Genomic DNA, 15607 nt, shown 5'->3' on the forward strand with positions numbered 1-15607 from the left:
GGATGCTGAAAACGGTCCGCACCATCATGTTGGCGGCAATGTGCACGATCCTTTCCGCCGCCGCTGTCAATCCGCCGCCCGCGGCCGCTAAAACCCAGGCTGATGAATATGAATATCCCTTTCAAGATCCAAGTCTCCCTGTTCAAAAAAGGGTCAGCGACTTGCTTTCTCGACTGACCCTTGAGGAAAAAGTGTCGCTGATGCATCAATATCAGCCTGCCATTCCCCGGCTGGGCATTCCCGCTTTTAAAACAGGCACAGAAGCGCTTCACGGCGTTGCCTGGCTCGGGGAAGCGACCGTTTTCCCGCAGGCTGTCGGGCTCGCACACACATGGGACCGCTCTTTAATCAAACAAATCGGCTCAGCGGTCGGCGATGAAGTCCGCGGCTTCCACCACCTTGATCCCGCGGCAAACGGAGTCAATGTCTGGGCGCCGGTCGTTGATCTGCTGCGGGATCCAAGGTGGGGTAGAAATGAAGAAGGCTATTCCGAAGACCCTTTTTTAACAGGGGAAATAGCAACCGCCTATGCCTCCGGTTTAAGGGGCGAGCATCCCTTCTATTTGAAAACAGTTCCTACCTTAAAACATTTTCTTGCCTATAACAACGAAACAGACCGGGGATTCAGCTCCTCAAGCATTGATCCCAGGAACATGAACGAGTATTATTTGAAGCCCTTCAAAACGGCAATTTCCGCAAAAGCCGCGTACAGCCTGATGCCAGCCTACAATTCTGTCAACGATAAACCGGCCATTTTGAGCCCGCTGCTCAACAGCACAGTCAAAGGAAAATGGGCCGAAGACGATTTCTTCATCGTCAGCGACGCCTTTGATCCTTCAGGAATCGTCACTGACCACAAGTATTATGACAGCCACGAAAAAGCGCATGCCCACGCCGTAAAAGCCGGCATTGACAACTTTACAGATCAGGGAGAAAATCCCGGGCTGACGAAAACCGCCTTAACCGGCGCCTTAAAGAATGGCCTTATGTCTGAGAAAGACCTCGATCAAGCCTTGGCCAACACATTCAGCATCCGTTTTCGAACAGGCGAATTCGATCCGGACGAACTCAATCCGTACAGCCGCCTGACAGATGGCGTCATCAACAGTCCAAAGCACCGGCAGCTTGCGAAAAAAGCGGCTGAAAAAGCCATTGTTTTACTGAGAAATGACCGGAATCTGCTGCCCTTCAATACCCGGAAAAATGAAAACATCGCAGTTATCGGACCGTTCGGAAATGCGCTTTACGAAGATTGGTACAGCGGAACGATGCCGTATCGGAAAACCCCGCTTGACGGAATCGCGGACAAAATCGGCAAAGACCGCGTCTCCTTTGCCGAAGGGCTGGAACAAAGCGGGTTCAAATCCGCCCTGACAGGAAAGTTTGTAACCGCAGGCCGGGACGGCAAACAACCGCTCACAGCATCGGCTGACAAGCTTGAGAAAAGCGCGGCATTCGATGCGGCGGATTGGGGAGAAAGCATTTTCACCCTCCGCGCCCAAGCGAACGGTCTCTATGTCTCGCTTCAGGATGACGGCAAACTGATCGCTGATCAGAAACAGCCGAACGGCTGGACCGTCAAAGAAACTTTCCAGTTTGAACAGCAGCCTGACGGGACATTTGCCATCAAAAATACGGCAAACGGCAAATATCTCACCGCTGGAAAAGACGGGACATTAACAGCCGCTGCCGAAAAGCCGGCGACAGCAGCGGAAAAGTTTTCAAAGGCGATCATCAAGAGCAGTACGGAGGAAGCGGTTCGACTGGCAAAAACCGCGGACAAAGCCGTCGTGTTTGTCGGCAACAATCCTTACATCAACGGCCGGGAAACCGAAGACCGGAAAGACATTACACTACCTCCGGCCCAGGAAAATCTGCTGAAAGCTGTTTCTAAAGCCAATCCCAATACGGTGCTTGTCGTAACGAGCAGCTATCCGTTCGCTCTCAACTGGGCTAAAGCGCACATTCCTGCGATCATATACTCCGCACACGGAGGCCAGGAGGCGGGAAGCGCATTGGCGGACATTCTCTTTGGAGATGAAAATCCGGGCGGACGGCTGACGCAAACTTGGCACACGTCAGTCAAAGAACTGCCGGATATGATGAATTACGATATCATCAAAGGGAAAAGAACCTATAAATATTTCGAAGGCAAGCCGCTGTATCCGTTCGGCCACGGGTTATCCTATACAGCGTTCCACTACAGCGGTTTAAGCGTTTCCTCTGACAGCATCAAAAAAGACGGCTCCGTCACGATCCGCGTCAACGTCACCAACACAGGCGGAAGAAAAGGAGATGAGGTCGTTCAGCTCTATACTTCTCCCCTGTTTAACACGCGGGTTAAACAGCCCAATCTGGACTTGAAAAACTTTCAGCGCGTTGAGCTGGCACCGAAAGAAACGAAAACCGTGACATTCAAGCTGAAACAGGCAGACCTTGCCTTCTGGGATGTAACGAGCGAAACGTTTGCCGTTGAAAGAGGCGCATACAAAATAGCGGTCGGGAGCTCGGCGGCGGACATCCGCAAGACAAAGCGGATTTTCGTCCAAGGTGAAACGATTCGAGAACGGAACTTGCGGCGGCAGACAAACGCTGAAAACTACGACGACTACAAAGGCGTGCTCATCACCGAAGAATCCAAATACGGCGGCGATGCGGTAAAAAGCAGTACAGCAAACGCGTGGATCGCCTTCCATGATGTCCGCTTCAAAGGCGAAAAAAGGATAAAAGCAAAGGTTGCAAGCAGAGGCGGCGGCGAAATCGGCATCTTCCTCGATCATCCTCAAAAAGGAAAGCAAATCGGCTCGTTAAAAGTGCCTGACACATCCGGATTGCATAACTGGAAAACGATAAAAGCTTCCGTCCGAAAATCGGCAGGCACCCATCGCATCTACTTTGTCTTCAAAGGGAAAGTCGCAATCGATACGTTTCAATTTGAACGATAAACCGGCACAGAAGAAATTTTTTTAAAGCCATGCAGCTTGATCTGCATGGCTTTTACCGTTTTTCAGCAATTTTAGTGCTTTACAACTTAGGAATGATATATTAGAATTCAATCAAAAGTTGCATTAGGTAAAAAAAATGTCTTAAGGCAATAAAATATTACCGCAACAAAAATATTGTATTCAGGTTAACTTTCATATAGACATAGAAAGGGGTTAATGAACCTATGAAACCCGCGATTACTGTAAAAGATTTATATGTTTCTTATCACGGCGCAGAAGCGCTTCGCAATATCAATTTCTCGCTTGATCAAGGAATGATGGCGGGCGTTATCGGACCGAACGGCGCAGGAAAATCAACACTGTTAAAAGCCATGCTCCAATTGATTCCAAAAGATAAAGGCGACGTCCGTCTGCTCGGAAAACCGCTCAAACATGTACGCAAGCAAATCGCCTATGTTCCGCAGCGGAATGATATGGATTGGACGTTCCCGATCAATGTGCTCGACACCGTCATCCTCGGCACGTATCCTGAACTCGGCCTTTTCAGACGTCCGAAAAAACGCGATAAAGACTGGGCATATCACTGTCTTGAAAAAGTCGGGATGGAAGCATACGCCAAGCGCCAGATCGGTGAACTGTCAGGCGGGCAGCAGCAGCGCGTTTTTCTCGCCCGGGCGCTCGCCCAAAAAGCAGAGCTGTTCTGTCTTGACGAACCGTTCGTCGGAATTGATGTGACGAGTGAAGAAATGATCGTCAGCATCTTAAAGGAACTTCGTGATGAAGGAAAAACCGTTCTTGTCGTCCATCACGATTTGAGCAAAGCGGACAGCTATTTCAATGAATTAATTTTGCTGAACAAAGAGCTGATTCAAAAAGGCCCGGTCTCCGACATCCTCAATCCCGACGTGATGATGAAAGCCTACGAATCTCAGCTTCCGTTCCTGCAATCGAAAAGGGGTGCGATGTGATGGAATTTATCCATGGTTTGATGGAATATTCGTTTCTGCAAAAATCGCTGTTCACATCGATTATGGTGGGCATCATTTGCGGCGTCATCGGCTGCTTTATCATTCTCAGGGGAATGGCGCTGATGGGAGATGCGATTTCACACGCGGTCCTTCCCGGCGTCGCCATCTCTTATATGCTCGGCGTCAATTTTTTCTTCGGCGCCGTCTTTACGGGCATCCTGACGGCTCTCGGAATCGGCTATGTCAGCCAAAACAGCCGAATTAAAAACGATTCGGCCATCGGTATCGTCTTCACAGCCTTTTTCGCCGTCGGGATCATTTTGATCACGCTTGTCAAAAGCTCAAGCGATCTGTACCACATCTTATTCGGAAATGTGCTGGCCGTTCGTTCATCCGACATGTGGATCACGCTCGTCATCGGAGTCATGATTCTTACCGCCGTCTTTTTGTTTTACAAAGAGCTGCTCATCACCTCTTTCGACCCGACGATGGCGGCCGTCTACGGCTTGCCGAACCGGCTGATTCACTACTTTTTAATGACGCTTTTAACGATGGTCACGGTCGCATCGCTTCAGACCGTCGGCATTATCCTCGTCGTCGCGATGCTGATCACGCCTGCCGCAACCGCTTATTTATTAACGGACCGGCTGTGGGTGATGATCTATTTGTCCGCTTTCCTCGGCGCTTTGTCAGCGGTCGTCGGTCTTGGATTAAGCTATACGTACAACCTCTCCTCAGGAGCGGCGATCGTGCTCGTGGCTACGATTTTGTTCGGACTTTCCTTTACATTTTCACCGAAACAAGGCGTGCTTTGGAGAGCTTTGAAATCAAGAAGAAAGCGGGCAGCACTTCAATAATCCACAATATAAAGGGGGAACACAAAACATGAAATGGAAGCAAACATTAGCCATTGCGGCGGCATTGATTCTTGTTCTCGCCGCCGGCTGCTCATCGAAAAGCAGCAGTGAAGAAAACGGAAAGCTGAAGGTCGTCACCACCTACTCCATTCTCTATGACATCGTCAAACAAGTCGGAGGAGATCACATCGATTTATACAGCATTGTACCTGTTGGAACAGACCCGCACGAATACGACCCGCTGCCAAAAGACGTGCAAAAAACGACGGACGCCGATGTCATCTTTTACAACGGCCTGAATTTGGAGACAGGAAACGGCTGGTTTAACAAGCTGCTGGAAACAGCTGAAAAAGACGGCGATGACGCCCCTGTCTACAAGCTGAGCAAAGGGGTCAAGCCAAAGCATCTCACTGCCAAAGGTAAAGAAACGGAAGAAGATCCCCATGCATGGCTCGATATAGAAAACGGGATTCAATATGCCAAAAACGCGAGAGATGCGCTGATCAAAAACGATCCCGACCATAAAGAAGATTACGAGAAAAACGCTGAAGCCTATATCGGCAAGCTGCAAAAGCTTCATAATGAAGCGGTGAACCGCTTTAAAGATATACCGAAAGAGCGCCGCGTCCTTGTGACGAGCGAAGGAGCTTTTAAATATTTCGCTTCGGCCTACGGCGTCGACGCGCAGTATATTTGGGAAATCAATACCGAAAATGAAGGAACTCCCGGTCAGATGAAAAAAATCGTCGACACGGTGAAGAAAAAGGAAGTTCCGGCCTTATTCGTGGAGACAAGCGTTGACCCGCGGAGCATGGAAAGCCTGTCAGCGGAAACAGGCGTGCCGATTAAAGCAAAAGTCTTCACCGATTCGATCGGAAAGCCCGGTGAAGCGGGAGATTCCTATTATAAGATGATGAAAGAAAACCTTGACCGGATCCATCAAGGTCTCGCCGAATAACCAAAACTGCTGTACAGGATGTACAGCAGTTTTTTTCGCATGTTTTCCCGATTTTAAAGCAGGGTACAACGAAGGGAAAACGCAGAAAAAAGGAGTGTATTTCGTGAAATCTGTATACGAGGAATGCATCAAAGCCTGCCGGGAATGCCTTGAAGCATGCAATCACTGCTTTGACAAATGTCTGATGGAAGAAGACGCGGGGATGATGGCCGAATGCATCCGACTTGACCGGGAATGCGCGGAGATGTGCGGATTCGCACTTCAAGCCATGACGCGCAACAGCCCGTATGCCGAAGACATTTGCCAGCTTTGCGCAAAGGTTTGCGAAGCTTGCGGCAATGAATGCAGCCTGCACAAGCATGACCACTGCCAGCTTTGCGCTGAAAGCTGCTTTGCATGTGCTGAAGCATGCAGAAAAATCGCTTCTTAACTTGAAATATCCGGCTCTCGGGCCGGATATTTTTATGTCGGAAACGTTTATTTTTTCTCCTCCCCCCTTGCTAAACTGATACAATATGACTATAAAAGGGGGTTTTAATATGAAAGACAGCGTGTTTCAAATGACTTCTGACACATATCAGTCGCTCAGCGATTCAGAACGGCATTTGCTCGAGTACATTTATCAGCACTTAGATGTCATCGCCACTTTATCGATTGTAAAATTAAGCGAGGATGCAAATGTTTCAACAGCCACGATTGTCAGGTTAATGAAAAAGCTCGGTTATGACGGCTACACTTCTTTTAAGTACGCATTAAAAGAAAAACACCACCTCGGCCACGCTCCGCTGATGGATGATATCGACAGCCAAATTAAACAGGCCGTGCTCAAGAATGAAAGAGAAGTTCTGGATACGATTAAAATGCTTGATATCGGGTTGATCGAAGATGCCATTCAAAAAATCAGCAATGCCGAAAAAGTTTACATTTTCGCAAGGGGATTGTCTGAAATGATTGGGACTGAGATGACGATCAAGCTTCAGCTGCTCGGCAAAAACTGCGAGATGCACAGCGACCCGAATATTATCAGAGGCAAGTCAAAAACACTGGCAAAAAAAGACCTCGGCCTTTTTGTTTCCCTGAACGGCGAGACAGAGGAGCTTGTTGAAGCCGCTCAAAATTTCAAATTGCAAGCCATTTCCACCATTACATTAACAACAAGGATCGATTCGCGTCTTGCGAAATTATCAGAGATCGTACTAGTCGGGTTTAAAGGTGAACAATCATTTTTTCCCGATTATGAAGTCCGCTCGCGCCTCCCTCTGCAAGTCCTCTCCCGCATCATGCTGGACTCATACGTCATCCGCACCGCTCATAGCTGAAAACCTTTACACAACCTGTAAACATCCCCCCTTTTATCTGTGACATAATGTCTGTGAAGCCACAGATAAAGGGGGGATACAGCATGATCTATACATGCACGATGAATACCGCGGTCGACTTATTCGTTGAAACCGACGAGCTGCTTCCCGATGTCGTCAACCGCACTAAAGATGAAGATTATCAGCCAAACGGAAAAGGTGTCAATATTTCTTTTATGCTCAAGCGCCTCGGCCTTAACAATACCGCGCTTGGATTTACAGGCGGATTTACCGGGCGGTTTATTGAAAATGAACTGCTGAATGAAAAAATCGTCACAGACTTTGTCGAAGTCGAAGGCATATCACGGATTAATATTTTTATTAATGCCACCCGGGAATTCAAAATCGTAAACAAAGGTCCGCTCATATCTGAAGGCCGAAAACAGGAGCTGATCAACAAAATCCGTCAAATTCCGTCCGGCCGCTTTTTATTTGTCTCAGGCAGTCTTCCGAGAGGAGTCCCAGATGACATGTACCTTTCGCTTTCCGAGATTGCCGCCGAAAACAAACTGAAATTGATCTTGGATATCAGCTCTCCCGTCCTATTAGATTGTCTTTCATACCATCCTTACCTGATTAAACCGAATGAACAGGAGCTTGCCGCTTTTTTCAGCCGGAAGAAAGCGCTGTCTGAAGAAGAAATCATCCACTACGGAAAGGAGCTCCTCAATCGCGGCGCTCAAAGGGTTCTCATCTCACGCGGCAAAGACGGCGCCCTTTATTTGGACCGCCAAAGAACCTTAAAAGCGACAGCCGCCAAAGGCAAAGTTGTCAATACCGCGTGTGCCGGCGATGCCATGCTTGCCGTGTTCGTCGGAAAACAGGAGCTGGGCTGTTCTGTTCCTGAAGCACTCAGACACGCCTCTGCCGCCGGATCCTTGACGGCTTTCTCGAAAGGCCTCGGAGATGTGTCAAAACTCGATCAAACAGCTTCACAAATTCAAATCACTCATTTATAAAGGGGGTTTTCTTATGAAAAAGTTCAAAATCATCGCGGCAACCGGCTGTCCAACAGGCATTGCCCATACATTTATGGCTGAAGAGGCCTTAAAACAGGCCGCCGCCAAACTGGGTGTAGAAATCAAAGTCGAAACACACGGACAAATCGGAGTTCAAAACGAACTATCGCCAGAGGACATTAAACAAGCCGACGGAGTCATTGTCGCGGCTGACAAAGATGTAGGCGCCGATCGTTTTGCAGGCAAACGCGTCCTTGACGTCCCGGTTGCGCGGGGCATCCGAGATGCGGAATCTTTAATTCGGGCGCTGCTGAACGGCGAAGCGCCGATTTACCGCGAACAAACAGCGACAAAAACAGAGGATGAACTCCAAACAGGCGAAGCCGCTTCCATCGGCCGTAAAATATATAAACATTTGATGAACGGGGTTTCCCACATGCTCCCATTTGTCGTCGGCGGAGGGGTTTTAATTGCACTTTCCTTTTTATTCGGCATCCATTCAGCAGATCCTGAACATCCAAGCTACAACGCTTTTGCCGAATTGCTGAATAAAACGGGCGCATTCGGCTTCCAGCTGATGGTTCCGATTTTATCCGCTTATATCGCCGCTTCAATGGCCAAACGTCCCGGCCTGATTGTCGGGTTTATCGGCGGCATGATCGCCAGCACGGGGGGAGCGGGTTTTCTGGGCGGCATCGTATCCGGTTTTTTGGCGGGACTGATCATTTACGGTCTCTCGTATGCACTTAAAAAAATGCCTCAATCCCTTGAAGGGCTAAAAGCAATTTTTCTTTATCCGGTTATCGGCATTTTTCTGATCGGTGCGGTCATGTTTTTCCTCGTGGAGCCGATGACGGCCATCAATGAAGGGATGAAGGACTTTTTAGCCGATTTTCAAGGAGCGAATCCCGTCATTCTCGGCTTAATTATCGGCTGTATGAGCGCATTTGACATGGGCGGTCCGGTCAATAAAGCCGCTTATGTCACCGGCACTGCTCTTCTCGCTGAAGGGAACCAATATTTCATGGCAGGCGTTTCCGCCGCGTGCATCACACCGCCGCTTGTCATTGCGTTTGCCACTTTGCTTTTCCGCAAATATTTCAGCCAGCAGGACCGAAATGCAGGGCTTGTCAATTTTATTCTCGGCGCCACTCATATTACCGAAGGTGCTATCCCGTTCGCCGCAAAAAAACCGATCCCTGTCATCCCGATTTTGATGATCGGCTCTTCGATATCGGCGATATTAACATACTCATTCGCAGTTCAAGTACCTGCCCCGCACGGCGGATTCCTTGTACTTCCCGTTGTCACAGGAGCCTTTCAATGGGTGTTGTCGATTATCATCGGATCGCTTATCGGCGCCTTCTTATACGGTTTTTATCAAAAACGGACATATGAAAAACAGAAAGGCTGATCAAACATGGGCACAACAGCTTTAATCAAAAAAGAGCACATCTATCTTCAAGAAACGTTATCTTCCCAAGCGGAAGCATTTGACCGGGTGGCTCAGGTCGCATATGAATCGGGAGCCGCCCAAACAAAACAAGCGGTCATACACGGATTGGCACAAAGAGAGGCTGAAAGTACGACCGGCTTCATTGAAGGCTTTGCCATTCCCCATGCAAAACTGAAGGACATCACAGAAGCATCTGTCATCATCATTCAAAACCAGATGGGCATCGAATGGAACGCGCTTGATCAAAACCCTGTCACATTTATCATTGCTTTATTGATACCAGATGCCGAGGCAGGCAGCACACATCTCAATCTATTATCATCGGTGTCTCGCATGCTTGTTCACGAAGATGCGAGGCAGCAGCTGATTAAAGCCTCGAGTCCTGACGACATTCTGAACACCTTTTCGAGCTATATATCCTAATTTTGATCAGAAAGAAGGAATCGATATGCTGACAAATACGAAGAAAATGCTGTTGGACGCACAGACAAACGGCTATGCGGTACCGGCCTTTAACATTCACAACCTGGAAACCGTGCAAGCCGTGACAGAAGCGGCTGAAGCCCTAAGGTCCCCCGTGATTCTTGCGGCTACTCCCGGAACCTTCAGCTATGCAGGCCGCGACTATATTCAAGCGATTGCAGAAACGGCCGCAGCGCGCTGTTCAATCCCGGTCGCCCTCCATCTCGATCATCATGAAGAGATTGATGATATTCGCGAGTCTTTATCATTAGGGACAAAATCGGTGATGATTGATGCTTCGCACCATCCATTTGCCGAAAATACCGCAATTGTAGCGAGCGTCGTACAATATGCCCGGCAAAAAGATGCCACTGTAGAAGCCGAGCTCGGAAGGCTCGGCGGACAGGAAGATGATTTAATCGTGGATGAAGCCGACGCTTATTACACCGATCCGGATGCAGCAAAAGAGTTCGTCGAGAAAACCGGAATCGATTCGCTTGCGGTGGCAATCGGTACAGCCCACGGGCTTTACTCAAAAGAACCCAATATCGATTTTGACCGGCTGGCCGCGATTCAAAAACGGGTTTCAGTTCCGCTTGTCCTGCACGGCGCCTCAGGAATTCCGCAAGAAGATGTAAGAAAGTGCATCAAGCTCGGCTGTGCAAAAGTAAATATCGCGACTGAATTAAAAATTCCCTTTTCAGATAAACTGCGCCGTTATCTGCATGAACACACTGATGCAAGCGATCCAAGAAAATATATGACCCCCGCCAAAGAAGCCATGAAAGAAATCGTTCAGGAAAAGATTTTGATGTGTATGAGCAATAACAGATACTAATGCAAAAAGCCGGATGTTCTTTAACATCCGGCTTTTTCAAATCATTTGGCATGCTCTTCTAAAGCATGACCGTCATGAGGCTTTTCATCGGGTATCGGTTCCTGAGCGGCCAATATGCTGTATACGAGCATGACAATTCCTACATAAACAACCGCCGAAACCGTCCAAACGAGTACTGTTTTATCCTTCAAGACGGATTCCTCCAATCAAGCTTCACCTTTTGCAGCCTGAGTGCATTCAGAACGACCGAGACCGAACTGAACGCCATCGCGGCACCTGCGATCCACGGGGCCAAAAGCCCGACGGCCGCGAACGGAATGCCGATGCTGTTGTAGGCAAACGCCCAGAAAAGGTTTTGTTTAATGTTTTTGATCGTCAGCCTGCTCATGAGGATCGCATCGGCGATGCTGTTTAAATCGCCGCGGATCAAGGTGATATCGGCGGCTTCCATGGCGACGTCAGTCCCCGTTCCGATCGCCATTCCGGTATCGGCTGCCGCCAGTGCCGGCGCATCATTGATGCCGTCGCCGACCATCGCGACTTTTTTGCCTTTTGCCTGGATTTTCTTCACTTCATCTGCTTTTCCTTCAGGCAGGACTTCTGCAATGACATGCTGAATACCGGCTTCAGCAGCAATCGCTTCTGCCGTCCGCCGGTTGTCCCCGGTGATCATGACGACTTCAAGCCCCATATCATGCAGCCTTTTCACCGCTCTCTTCGACGTGTCTTTTATCGTATCGGCGACGGCGATCAGCCCGGCAAACCGACCGTCGATGGCGGCAAGCATCGCCGTCTTTCCTTGTGTTTCAAACTTCTCCATTTCGCTGTGCGCCTCTTGAATGTCAATATCACGGCTTTCCATCAGCCGTCTTGTACCGATCAAAATCCGTTTTTCATTGACTGCGGCTTCGATACCATAGCCGGGTATCGCTTCAAAGCTGTCTGCGGAGGCCGGTTCTATCTCTCTCTTTTTAACGCCTTCGACAATGGCTTCAGCAAGCGGATGTTCAGAGTTTTTTTCCGCAGCACCGATAAGCTTGAGAAACGATGTTTCATCGATCCATGGTTCAGTGCGCACATCTGTGAGCTGAGGCTTTCCATTTGTGACAGTCCCCGTCTTGTCAAGCACGATCGTCTCCAAGCGGTGAGCCGTCTCCAAATGTTCGCCGCCTTTGAATAAAATTCCGAATTCAGCCGCACGGCCCGATCCGGCCATGATCGAAGTCGGTGTTGCCAAACCGAGCGCACACGGACATGCGATCACAAGCACCGCAATCAGCTTTTCCAGCGCCGTGCCGAATTCACCGGGGCTAACCGCCAAATACCAGACGAAAAATGTGATGACTGCGATCGCCACGACAATCGGCACAAAAACCCCGGAAATCCGGTCTGCGAGCCGTTGAATCGGAGCTTTTGAACCTTGCGCCTCTTCCACGACTTTTATAATCTGCGCCAGCGCAGTATCTTTGCCTACTTTTTCTGCTCTTACTTTTAAAAAACCATTTTTATTGATTGTAGCACCGATAACCGGATCTCCAACCGTCTTGTCAACAGGGATGCTTTCACCGGTGAGCATTGATTCATCCAGCGCAGAACGTCCTTCGACAATCTCTCCGTCTGCCGGTACTTTTTCACCGGGCTTCACGTACATGATGTCGCCTGCCAATACGTTTTCAATCGGCACGGTCATCTCTTCGCCGTTTCTGACGACGGTCGCCGTCTTTGCCTGCAGCCCCATCAGCTTTTTGATCGCTTCGGATGAGCGCCCTTTCGCTTTCGCTTCAAACAGCTTTCCTAAAATGATCAAGGTTAAGAGGATGGCGCTTGTTTCATAATAAAGTCCGTCCGGATGCCGGTTCGTGCCGAGGCTTTCAATGCTTAAATACAAGCTGTAGAAATACGCGGCAGACGTGCCTAGAGCGACCAGCACATCCATGTTCGCACTTTTGTTCCGAAGCGCTTTATAAGCCCCTGTGTAAAACTGTTTCCCGACGATAAACTGAACCGGTGTCGCCAACGCGAACTGAACCCAGGGATCCATGAACATCCCCGGCAGCCATATAAATGACGTGAATTTGAAATGGCTGACCATTGCCCAGAGCAGCGGAAAAGATAAAATGGCCGAAAAAATAAACTTGCCGGTTTGACGCTGAATGCCTTTTTCTCTTTGTTCCGCCGCTCCATCCGCAGTTTGGTCTTTTTTCAGCTCGAGCTTGTAGCCGAGCTTTTCAACGGCTTCGATCATTTCCTCCGGCGAAACCGCACCGGTATGATAGTCGACTGCCGCAGTCTCTATGGCAAAGTTGACGGCGGCGTTTTTGACGCCCGGCAGCTTGTTGAGGCGCTTTTCAACCCGGTTGGCGCAAGCCGCACACGTCATGCCGGAAATTGCGAATTCGGCTTTTTCCGCTGGAACTTGATAGCCGAGCGATTCGACTTTCTCAGCCAGCTGTCCGACTTCGATTTGCCCCGGATCATAAACGATTTTTGATTTTTCCAGCGCCAAGTTCACATTTGCGTCCTGAACGCCGTCAAGCCTTTTCAACCCTTTCTCGATCCGCGCCGCACAGGCGGCGCAGGTCATGCCAGAGATTTGGAGGGTGGCTTCTTTTTGTCCGTCCATATCCTTCACTCCTTATATACCCCTTATAGGTATACATTAGCCTGCGACATCATACCCCTGATCTTCGATCGTATCGATGATTTCTTTCAGCGATACTTTGCCTGAATCAAACGAAACTTCGACCTTGCCCTCGCTTAAATTCACTTTAACGGACTCTACTCCGCCAAGCTTTCCGACGTTTCCTTCTACTGCCTGAACACAGTGGTTGCAAGACATGCCTTCGACTTTCAGTGTTTTTTGTTCCATATTGAAAACCTCCTATGGTTTGATGATATTGATCGGTTTTATATTACCATACCCCTGTAGGGTATTTCAAGAAAACGATTTTCCCTTTTTTCGTTCACGACTTTGAAAAACGCTTAAACACATCAAGCAGCTCCTCGATGGCCTCTTCGCCTTCACCGCTTTTAATCGCGTTTGCGACACAATGGTGGGTATGATCTTCAAGCAGGCTGAAAGCCACCTTTTGCATCGCGGCTTGCACAGCTGAGATTTGAACAAGAATATCGACGCAGTAGCGGTCATTTTCGATCATGTTTTGAATGCCTCTGACCTGCCCTTCAATCCGCTTTAAACGGTTTGTGATTTGTTCTTTTCCTTTAGAACTTTTGGGATTTAATGTGTGTTCATGATGATCTGCTGACATCGGAGCACCTCTCTTTCCATTGTATTTTGTCCAAGTTACCCGTTTGTACCATTATAAAATGCGAAGCGAAACATGTCTAAAAAAAAGAGACAACCCCAATTTTCTGCGGGGTCGTCCCTGCATATTATTTGTTTAACGCTTTAAAAAATTCTCTCATAAACTCCGGCAGATTGGACCAGTCATGGCCTGAGACCAGATTGGCGTCGACATGAAGCTTCTCCTCTACATAAGTCGCGCCCGCTGCTTCGACTTCCGGTTTGCAGGCGATGTAAGCCGTCAGCTCCCGACCTTTCAGATGTTCTCTCAGGCTTGTGAAAATCAGGCTCGCGTGACAAATCGCGCCGACCGGTTTATTTTCCTCAAAGAAATGAGCAACAATTTTCAGCAGGGAATCGTACATCCGGATAAATTCCGGCGCGCGTCCGCCCGGAATGATGATGCCGTCGTATTCGGACGGATCAATCTCATCAAATGAAGCATGCGCGTCAATTAAATAGCCCGGCTTTTCGGTGTATGTATCCCAATCCAGAAAGTCATGAACAACCGTATGAATCTTTTTCTTTTTCGGTGCGGCGATCGTCGTTTCATAGCCCTCTTCAAGACAGCGGTAATAAGGATAATACACTTCCAGCGCTTCAACTGCGTCGCCCGTTACGATCAAAATCTTTTTCGCCATCAAAAACATCTCCTTTCCTTTTTTACTCTTCTATTTTATCCCATTTGCGCCTGATTTTAAAATCAAGTGCTTGAGGAGCTTGATTTCAGCCGACGATCGTGATGGTCTCTGTAATGTCTTTCAAGAGGGCAAGGTTTGCTTTGTCAATTCCTGAATCTGTGATGATCCTGTATCCGTTATGAAGGCGGTCGATTTGCGAGAAAGCACGGGTCCCGAATTTGCTGCTGTCCGCCATCAAGATCGTTTCGTCCGCAATCTCGATCATCCGTTTTTTCAACAGCGCCTGCATTTCGTTTGAATCGCTCAAACCGCTCGCAGGGTCGACGCCTTTGCAAGACAGAAATGTTTTGTTGACGTGATACATATCAAGGGAGCGCTCAGCCAAAGGACCGACATATGACATCGATTGCGGCAGCAGCATCCCGCCGGTTGAAATGACCGTCACCTTTTCTTTTTTGCTGAGTTCAATCGCGACTCTGACTGAATTGGTGATGACGGTCAGCGGGATGTTTTCAAGCGCTTTTGCCATGTACCATGCCGTCGTGCTGGCGTCAAGAATTATTCGTTCCCCGCTTTTCACGTGCTTAACGGCTTCAAATGCAATCATCTTTTTTTCGTTTACGTTTGTAATTTCGCGCTCGCGAAAATGCACCTCCGCTTCTTCGGTCTGTACGCTGACAGCGCCGCCATGACTTCTTTTCAGCTTATTTTCCTTCTCAAGCTTTTCCAGATCGCGCCTGATCGTTTCTTCCGTGACGGAAAAAAGCTCGCTCAGTTCTGTGACGCGTACGCTCGAGCGCAGATTGACAAGCTCGACGATTTTTTGGTGTCTTTCAGCTACAAGCATCCGTTTACTTCCTT

At 48.7% G+C, this 15607-nt stretch carries 16 protein-coding genes; 10 read left to right on the top strand and 6 right to left on the bottom strand.

Annotated elements, in window-relative coordinates; translation table 11 throughout:
- Nucleotides 1–2 precede the first annotated feature (2 nt).
- The 10 genes from MHH76_RS17870 (at nt 3) to MHH76_RS17915 (ending at nt 10801) form a co-directional block, all read left to right on the top strand.
- Nucleotides 3–2945, top strand: a complete 2943-nt coding sequence (locus tag MHH76_RS17870; RefSeq protein WP_043054470.1) for a glycoside hydrolase family 3 C-terminal domain-containing protein — start codon at nt 3–5, stop codon at nt 2943–2945.
- A gap of 224 nt (nt 2946–3169) precedes the next feature.
- A complete protein-coding gene (locus MHH76_RS17875; protein ID WP_023856278.1) occupies nt 3170–3913 on the top strand; it encodes a metal ABC transporter ATP-binding protein in 744 nt (247 codons plus the stop codon).
- The gene (locus MHH76_RS17880) at nt 3913–4770 is read left to right on the top strand and encodes a metal ABC transporter permease (RefSeq protein WP_020452947.1); all 858 of its coding nucleotides are present in this window, start codon (nt 3913–3915) and stop codon (nt 4768–4770) included. The genes MHH76_RS17875 and MHH76_RS17880 overlap by 1 nt, the downstream gene beginning before the upstream one ends.
- Nucleotides 4771–4798: 28 nt before the next feature.
- The gene (locus MHH76_RS17885) at nt 4799–5728 is read left to right on the top strand and encodes a metal ABC transporter substrate-binding protein (RefSeq protein ID WP_020452948.1); all 930 of its coding nucleotides are present in this window, start codon (nt 4799–4801) and stop codon (nt 5726–5728) included.
- Between the two features lie 103 nt (nt 5729–5831).
- Nucleotides 5832–6158: a four-helix bundle copper-binding protein gene (locus MHH76_RS17890; RefSeq protein ID WP_020452949.1), complete on the top strand. Its 327-nt coding sequence runs from the start codon at nt 5832–5834 to the stop codon at nt 6156–6158.
- A gap of 109 nt (nt 6159–6267) precedes the next feature.
- Nucleotides 6268–7047 (top strand): MurR/RpiR family transcriptional regulator, encoded by a 780-nt coding sequence (locus MHH76_RS17895; RefSeq protein WP_003185233.1) that lies wholly within the window; start codon nt 6268–6270, stop codon nt 7045–7047.
- An 83-nt stretch (nt 7048–7130) separates the two neighbouring features.
- A complete protein-coding gene (pfkB, locus tag MHH76_RS17900) occupies nt 7131–8045 on the top strand; it encodes a 1-phosphofructokinase (protein ID WP_023856281.1) in 915 nt (304 codons plus the stop codon).
- A 13-nt stretch (nt 8046–8058) separates the two neighbouring features.
- A complete protein-coding gene (locus tag MHH76_RS17905; protein ID WP_025809917.1) occupies nt 8059–9459 on the top strand; it encodes a fructose-specific PTS transporter subunit EIIC in 1401 nt (466 codons plus the stop codon).
- 6 nt (nt 9460–9465) lie between these two features.
- Nucleotides 9466–9924, top strand: a complete 459-nt coding sequence (locus tag MHH76_RS17910; RefSeq protein WP_023856283.1) for a PTS sugar transporter subunit IIA — start codon at nt 9466–9468, stop codon at nt 9922–9924.
- A gap of 25 nt (nt 9925–9949) precedes the next feature.
- A complete protein-coding gene (locus tag MHH76_RS17915) occupies nt 9950–10801 on the top strand; it encodes a tagatose bisphosphate family class II aldolase (RefSeq protein WP_023856284.1) in 852 nt (283 codons plus the stop codon).
- Between the two features lie 41 nt (nt 10802–10842).
- On the opposite strand, the gene MHH76_RS17920 is transcribed toward MHH76_RS17915, so the two are convergent.
- The 6 genes from MHH76_RS17920 to MHH76_RS17945 all read right to left on the bottom strand — a co-directional run bounded on the left by MHH76_RS17920 (nt 10843) and on the right by MHH76_RS17945 (nt 15593).
- Nucleotides 10843–10992, bottom strand: coding sequence for a hypothetical protein (locus MHH76_RS17920; RefSeq protein WP_023856286.1), 150 nt, complete (start codon nt 10990–10992; stop codon nt 10843–10845).
- Nucleotides 10989–13424, bottom strand: coding sequence for a heavy metal translocating P-type ATPase (locus MHH76_RS17925; protein WP_025810763.1), 2436 nt, complete (start codon nt 13422–13424; stop codon nt 10989–10991). The genes MHH76_RS17920 and MHH76_RS17925 overlap by 4 nt, the downstream gene beginning before the upstream one ends.
- Before the next feature lie 36 nt (nt 13425–13460).
- Nucleotides 13461–13670: a copper chaperone CopZ gene (gene copZ, locus MHH76_RS17930; protein WP_020452955.1), complete on the bottom strand. Its 210-nt coding sequence runs from the start codon at nt 13668–13670 to the stop codon at nt 13461–13463.
- Between the two features lie 94 nt (nt 13671–13764).
- On the bottom strand, nt 13765–14070 hold the full coding sequence (gene csoR, locus MHH76_RS17935; protein ID WP_020452956.1) for a copper-sensing transcriptional repressor CsoR: 306 nt from the start codon (nt 14068–14070) through the stop codon (nt 13765–13767).
- 124 nt (nt 14071–14194) lie between these two features.
- Nucleotides 14195–14746, bottom strand: a complete 552-nt coding sequence (locus MHH76_RS17940; RefSeq protein WP_003185255.1) for a DJ-1/PfpI family protein — start codon at nt 14744–14746, stop codon at nt 14195–14197.
- 85 nt (nt 14747–14831) lie between these two features.
- Nucleotides 14832–15593 carry a DeoR/GlpR family DNA-binding transcription regulator gene (locus MHH76_RS17945; protein WP_020452957.1) on the bottom strand — a complete coding sequence of 254 codons (762 nt, stop codon included), beginning with the start codon at nt 15591–15593 and terminating at the stop codon, nt 14832–14834.
- Nucleotides 15594–15607 lie beyond the last annotated feature (14 nt).

The sequence above is a fragment of the Bacillus sp. FSL L8-0193 genome, assembly GCF_037976065.1.
In the GTDB taxonomy this organism is placed as follows: Bacteria; Bacillota; Bacilli; order Bacillales; family Bacillaceae; genus Bacillus; species Bacillus paralicheniformis.

Excerpts from the sequence above, each read along its gene's own strand:
- MHH76_RS17870 (WP_043054470.1), top strand. The coding sequence starts at position 3 with ATGCTGAAAACGGTCCGCACCATCATGTTGGCGGCAATGTGCACGATC.
- MHH76_RS17875 (WP_023856278.1), top strand. The coding sequence starts at position 3,170 with ATGAAACCCGCGATTACTGTAAAAGATTTATATGTTTCTTATCACGGC.
- MHH76_RS17880 (WP_020452947.1), top strand. The coding sequence starts at position 3,913 with ATGGAATTTATCCATGGTTTGATGGAATATTCGTTTCTGCAAAAATCG.
- MHH76_RS17885 (WP_020452948.1), top strand. The coding sequence starts at position 4,799 with ATGAAATGGAAGCAAACATTAGCCATTGCGGCGGCATTGATTCTTGTT.
- MHH76_RS17895 (WP_003185233.1), top strand. The coding sequence starts at position 6,268 with ATGAAAGACAGCGTGTTTCAAATGACTTCTGACACATATCAGTCGCTC.
- pfkB (WP_023856281.1), top strand. The coding sequence starts at position 7,131 with ATGATCTATACATGCACGATGAATACCGCGGTCGACTTATTCGTTGAA.
- MHH76_RS17905 (WP_025809917.1), top strand. The coding sequence starts at position 8,059 with ATGAAAAAGTTCAAAATCATCGCGGCAACCGGCTGTCCAACAGGCATT.
- MHH76_RS17910 (WP_023856283.1), top strand. The coding sequence starts at position 9,466 with ATGGGCACAACAGCTTTAATCAAAAAAGAGCACATCTATCTTCAAGAA.
- MHH76_RS17915 (WP_023856284.1), top strand. The coding sequence starts at position 9,950 with ATGCTGACAAATACGAAGAAAATGCTGTTGGACGCACAGACAAACGGC.
- MHH76_RS17925 (WP_025810763.1), bottom strand. The coding sequence starts at position 13,424 with ATGGACGGACAAAAAGAAGCCACCCTCCAAATCTCTGGCATGACCTGC.
- copZ (WP_020452955.1), bottom strand. The coding sequence starts at position 13,670 with ATGGAACAAAAAACACTGAAAGTCGAAGGCATGTCTTGCAACCACTGT.
- csoR (WP_020452956.1), bottom strand. The coding sequence starts at position 14,070 with ATGTCAGCAGATCATCATGAACACACATTAAATCCCAAAAGTTCTAAA.
- MHH76_RS17940 (WP_003185255.1), bottom strand. The coding sequence starts at position 14,746 with ATGGCGAAAAAGATTTTGATCGTAACGGGCGACGCAGTTGAAGCGCTG.
- MHH76_RS17945 (WP_020452957.1), bottom strand. The coding sequence starts at position 15,593 with ATGCTTGTAGCTGAAAGACACCAAAAAATCGTCGAGCTTGTCAATCTG.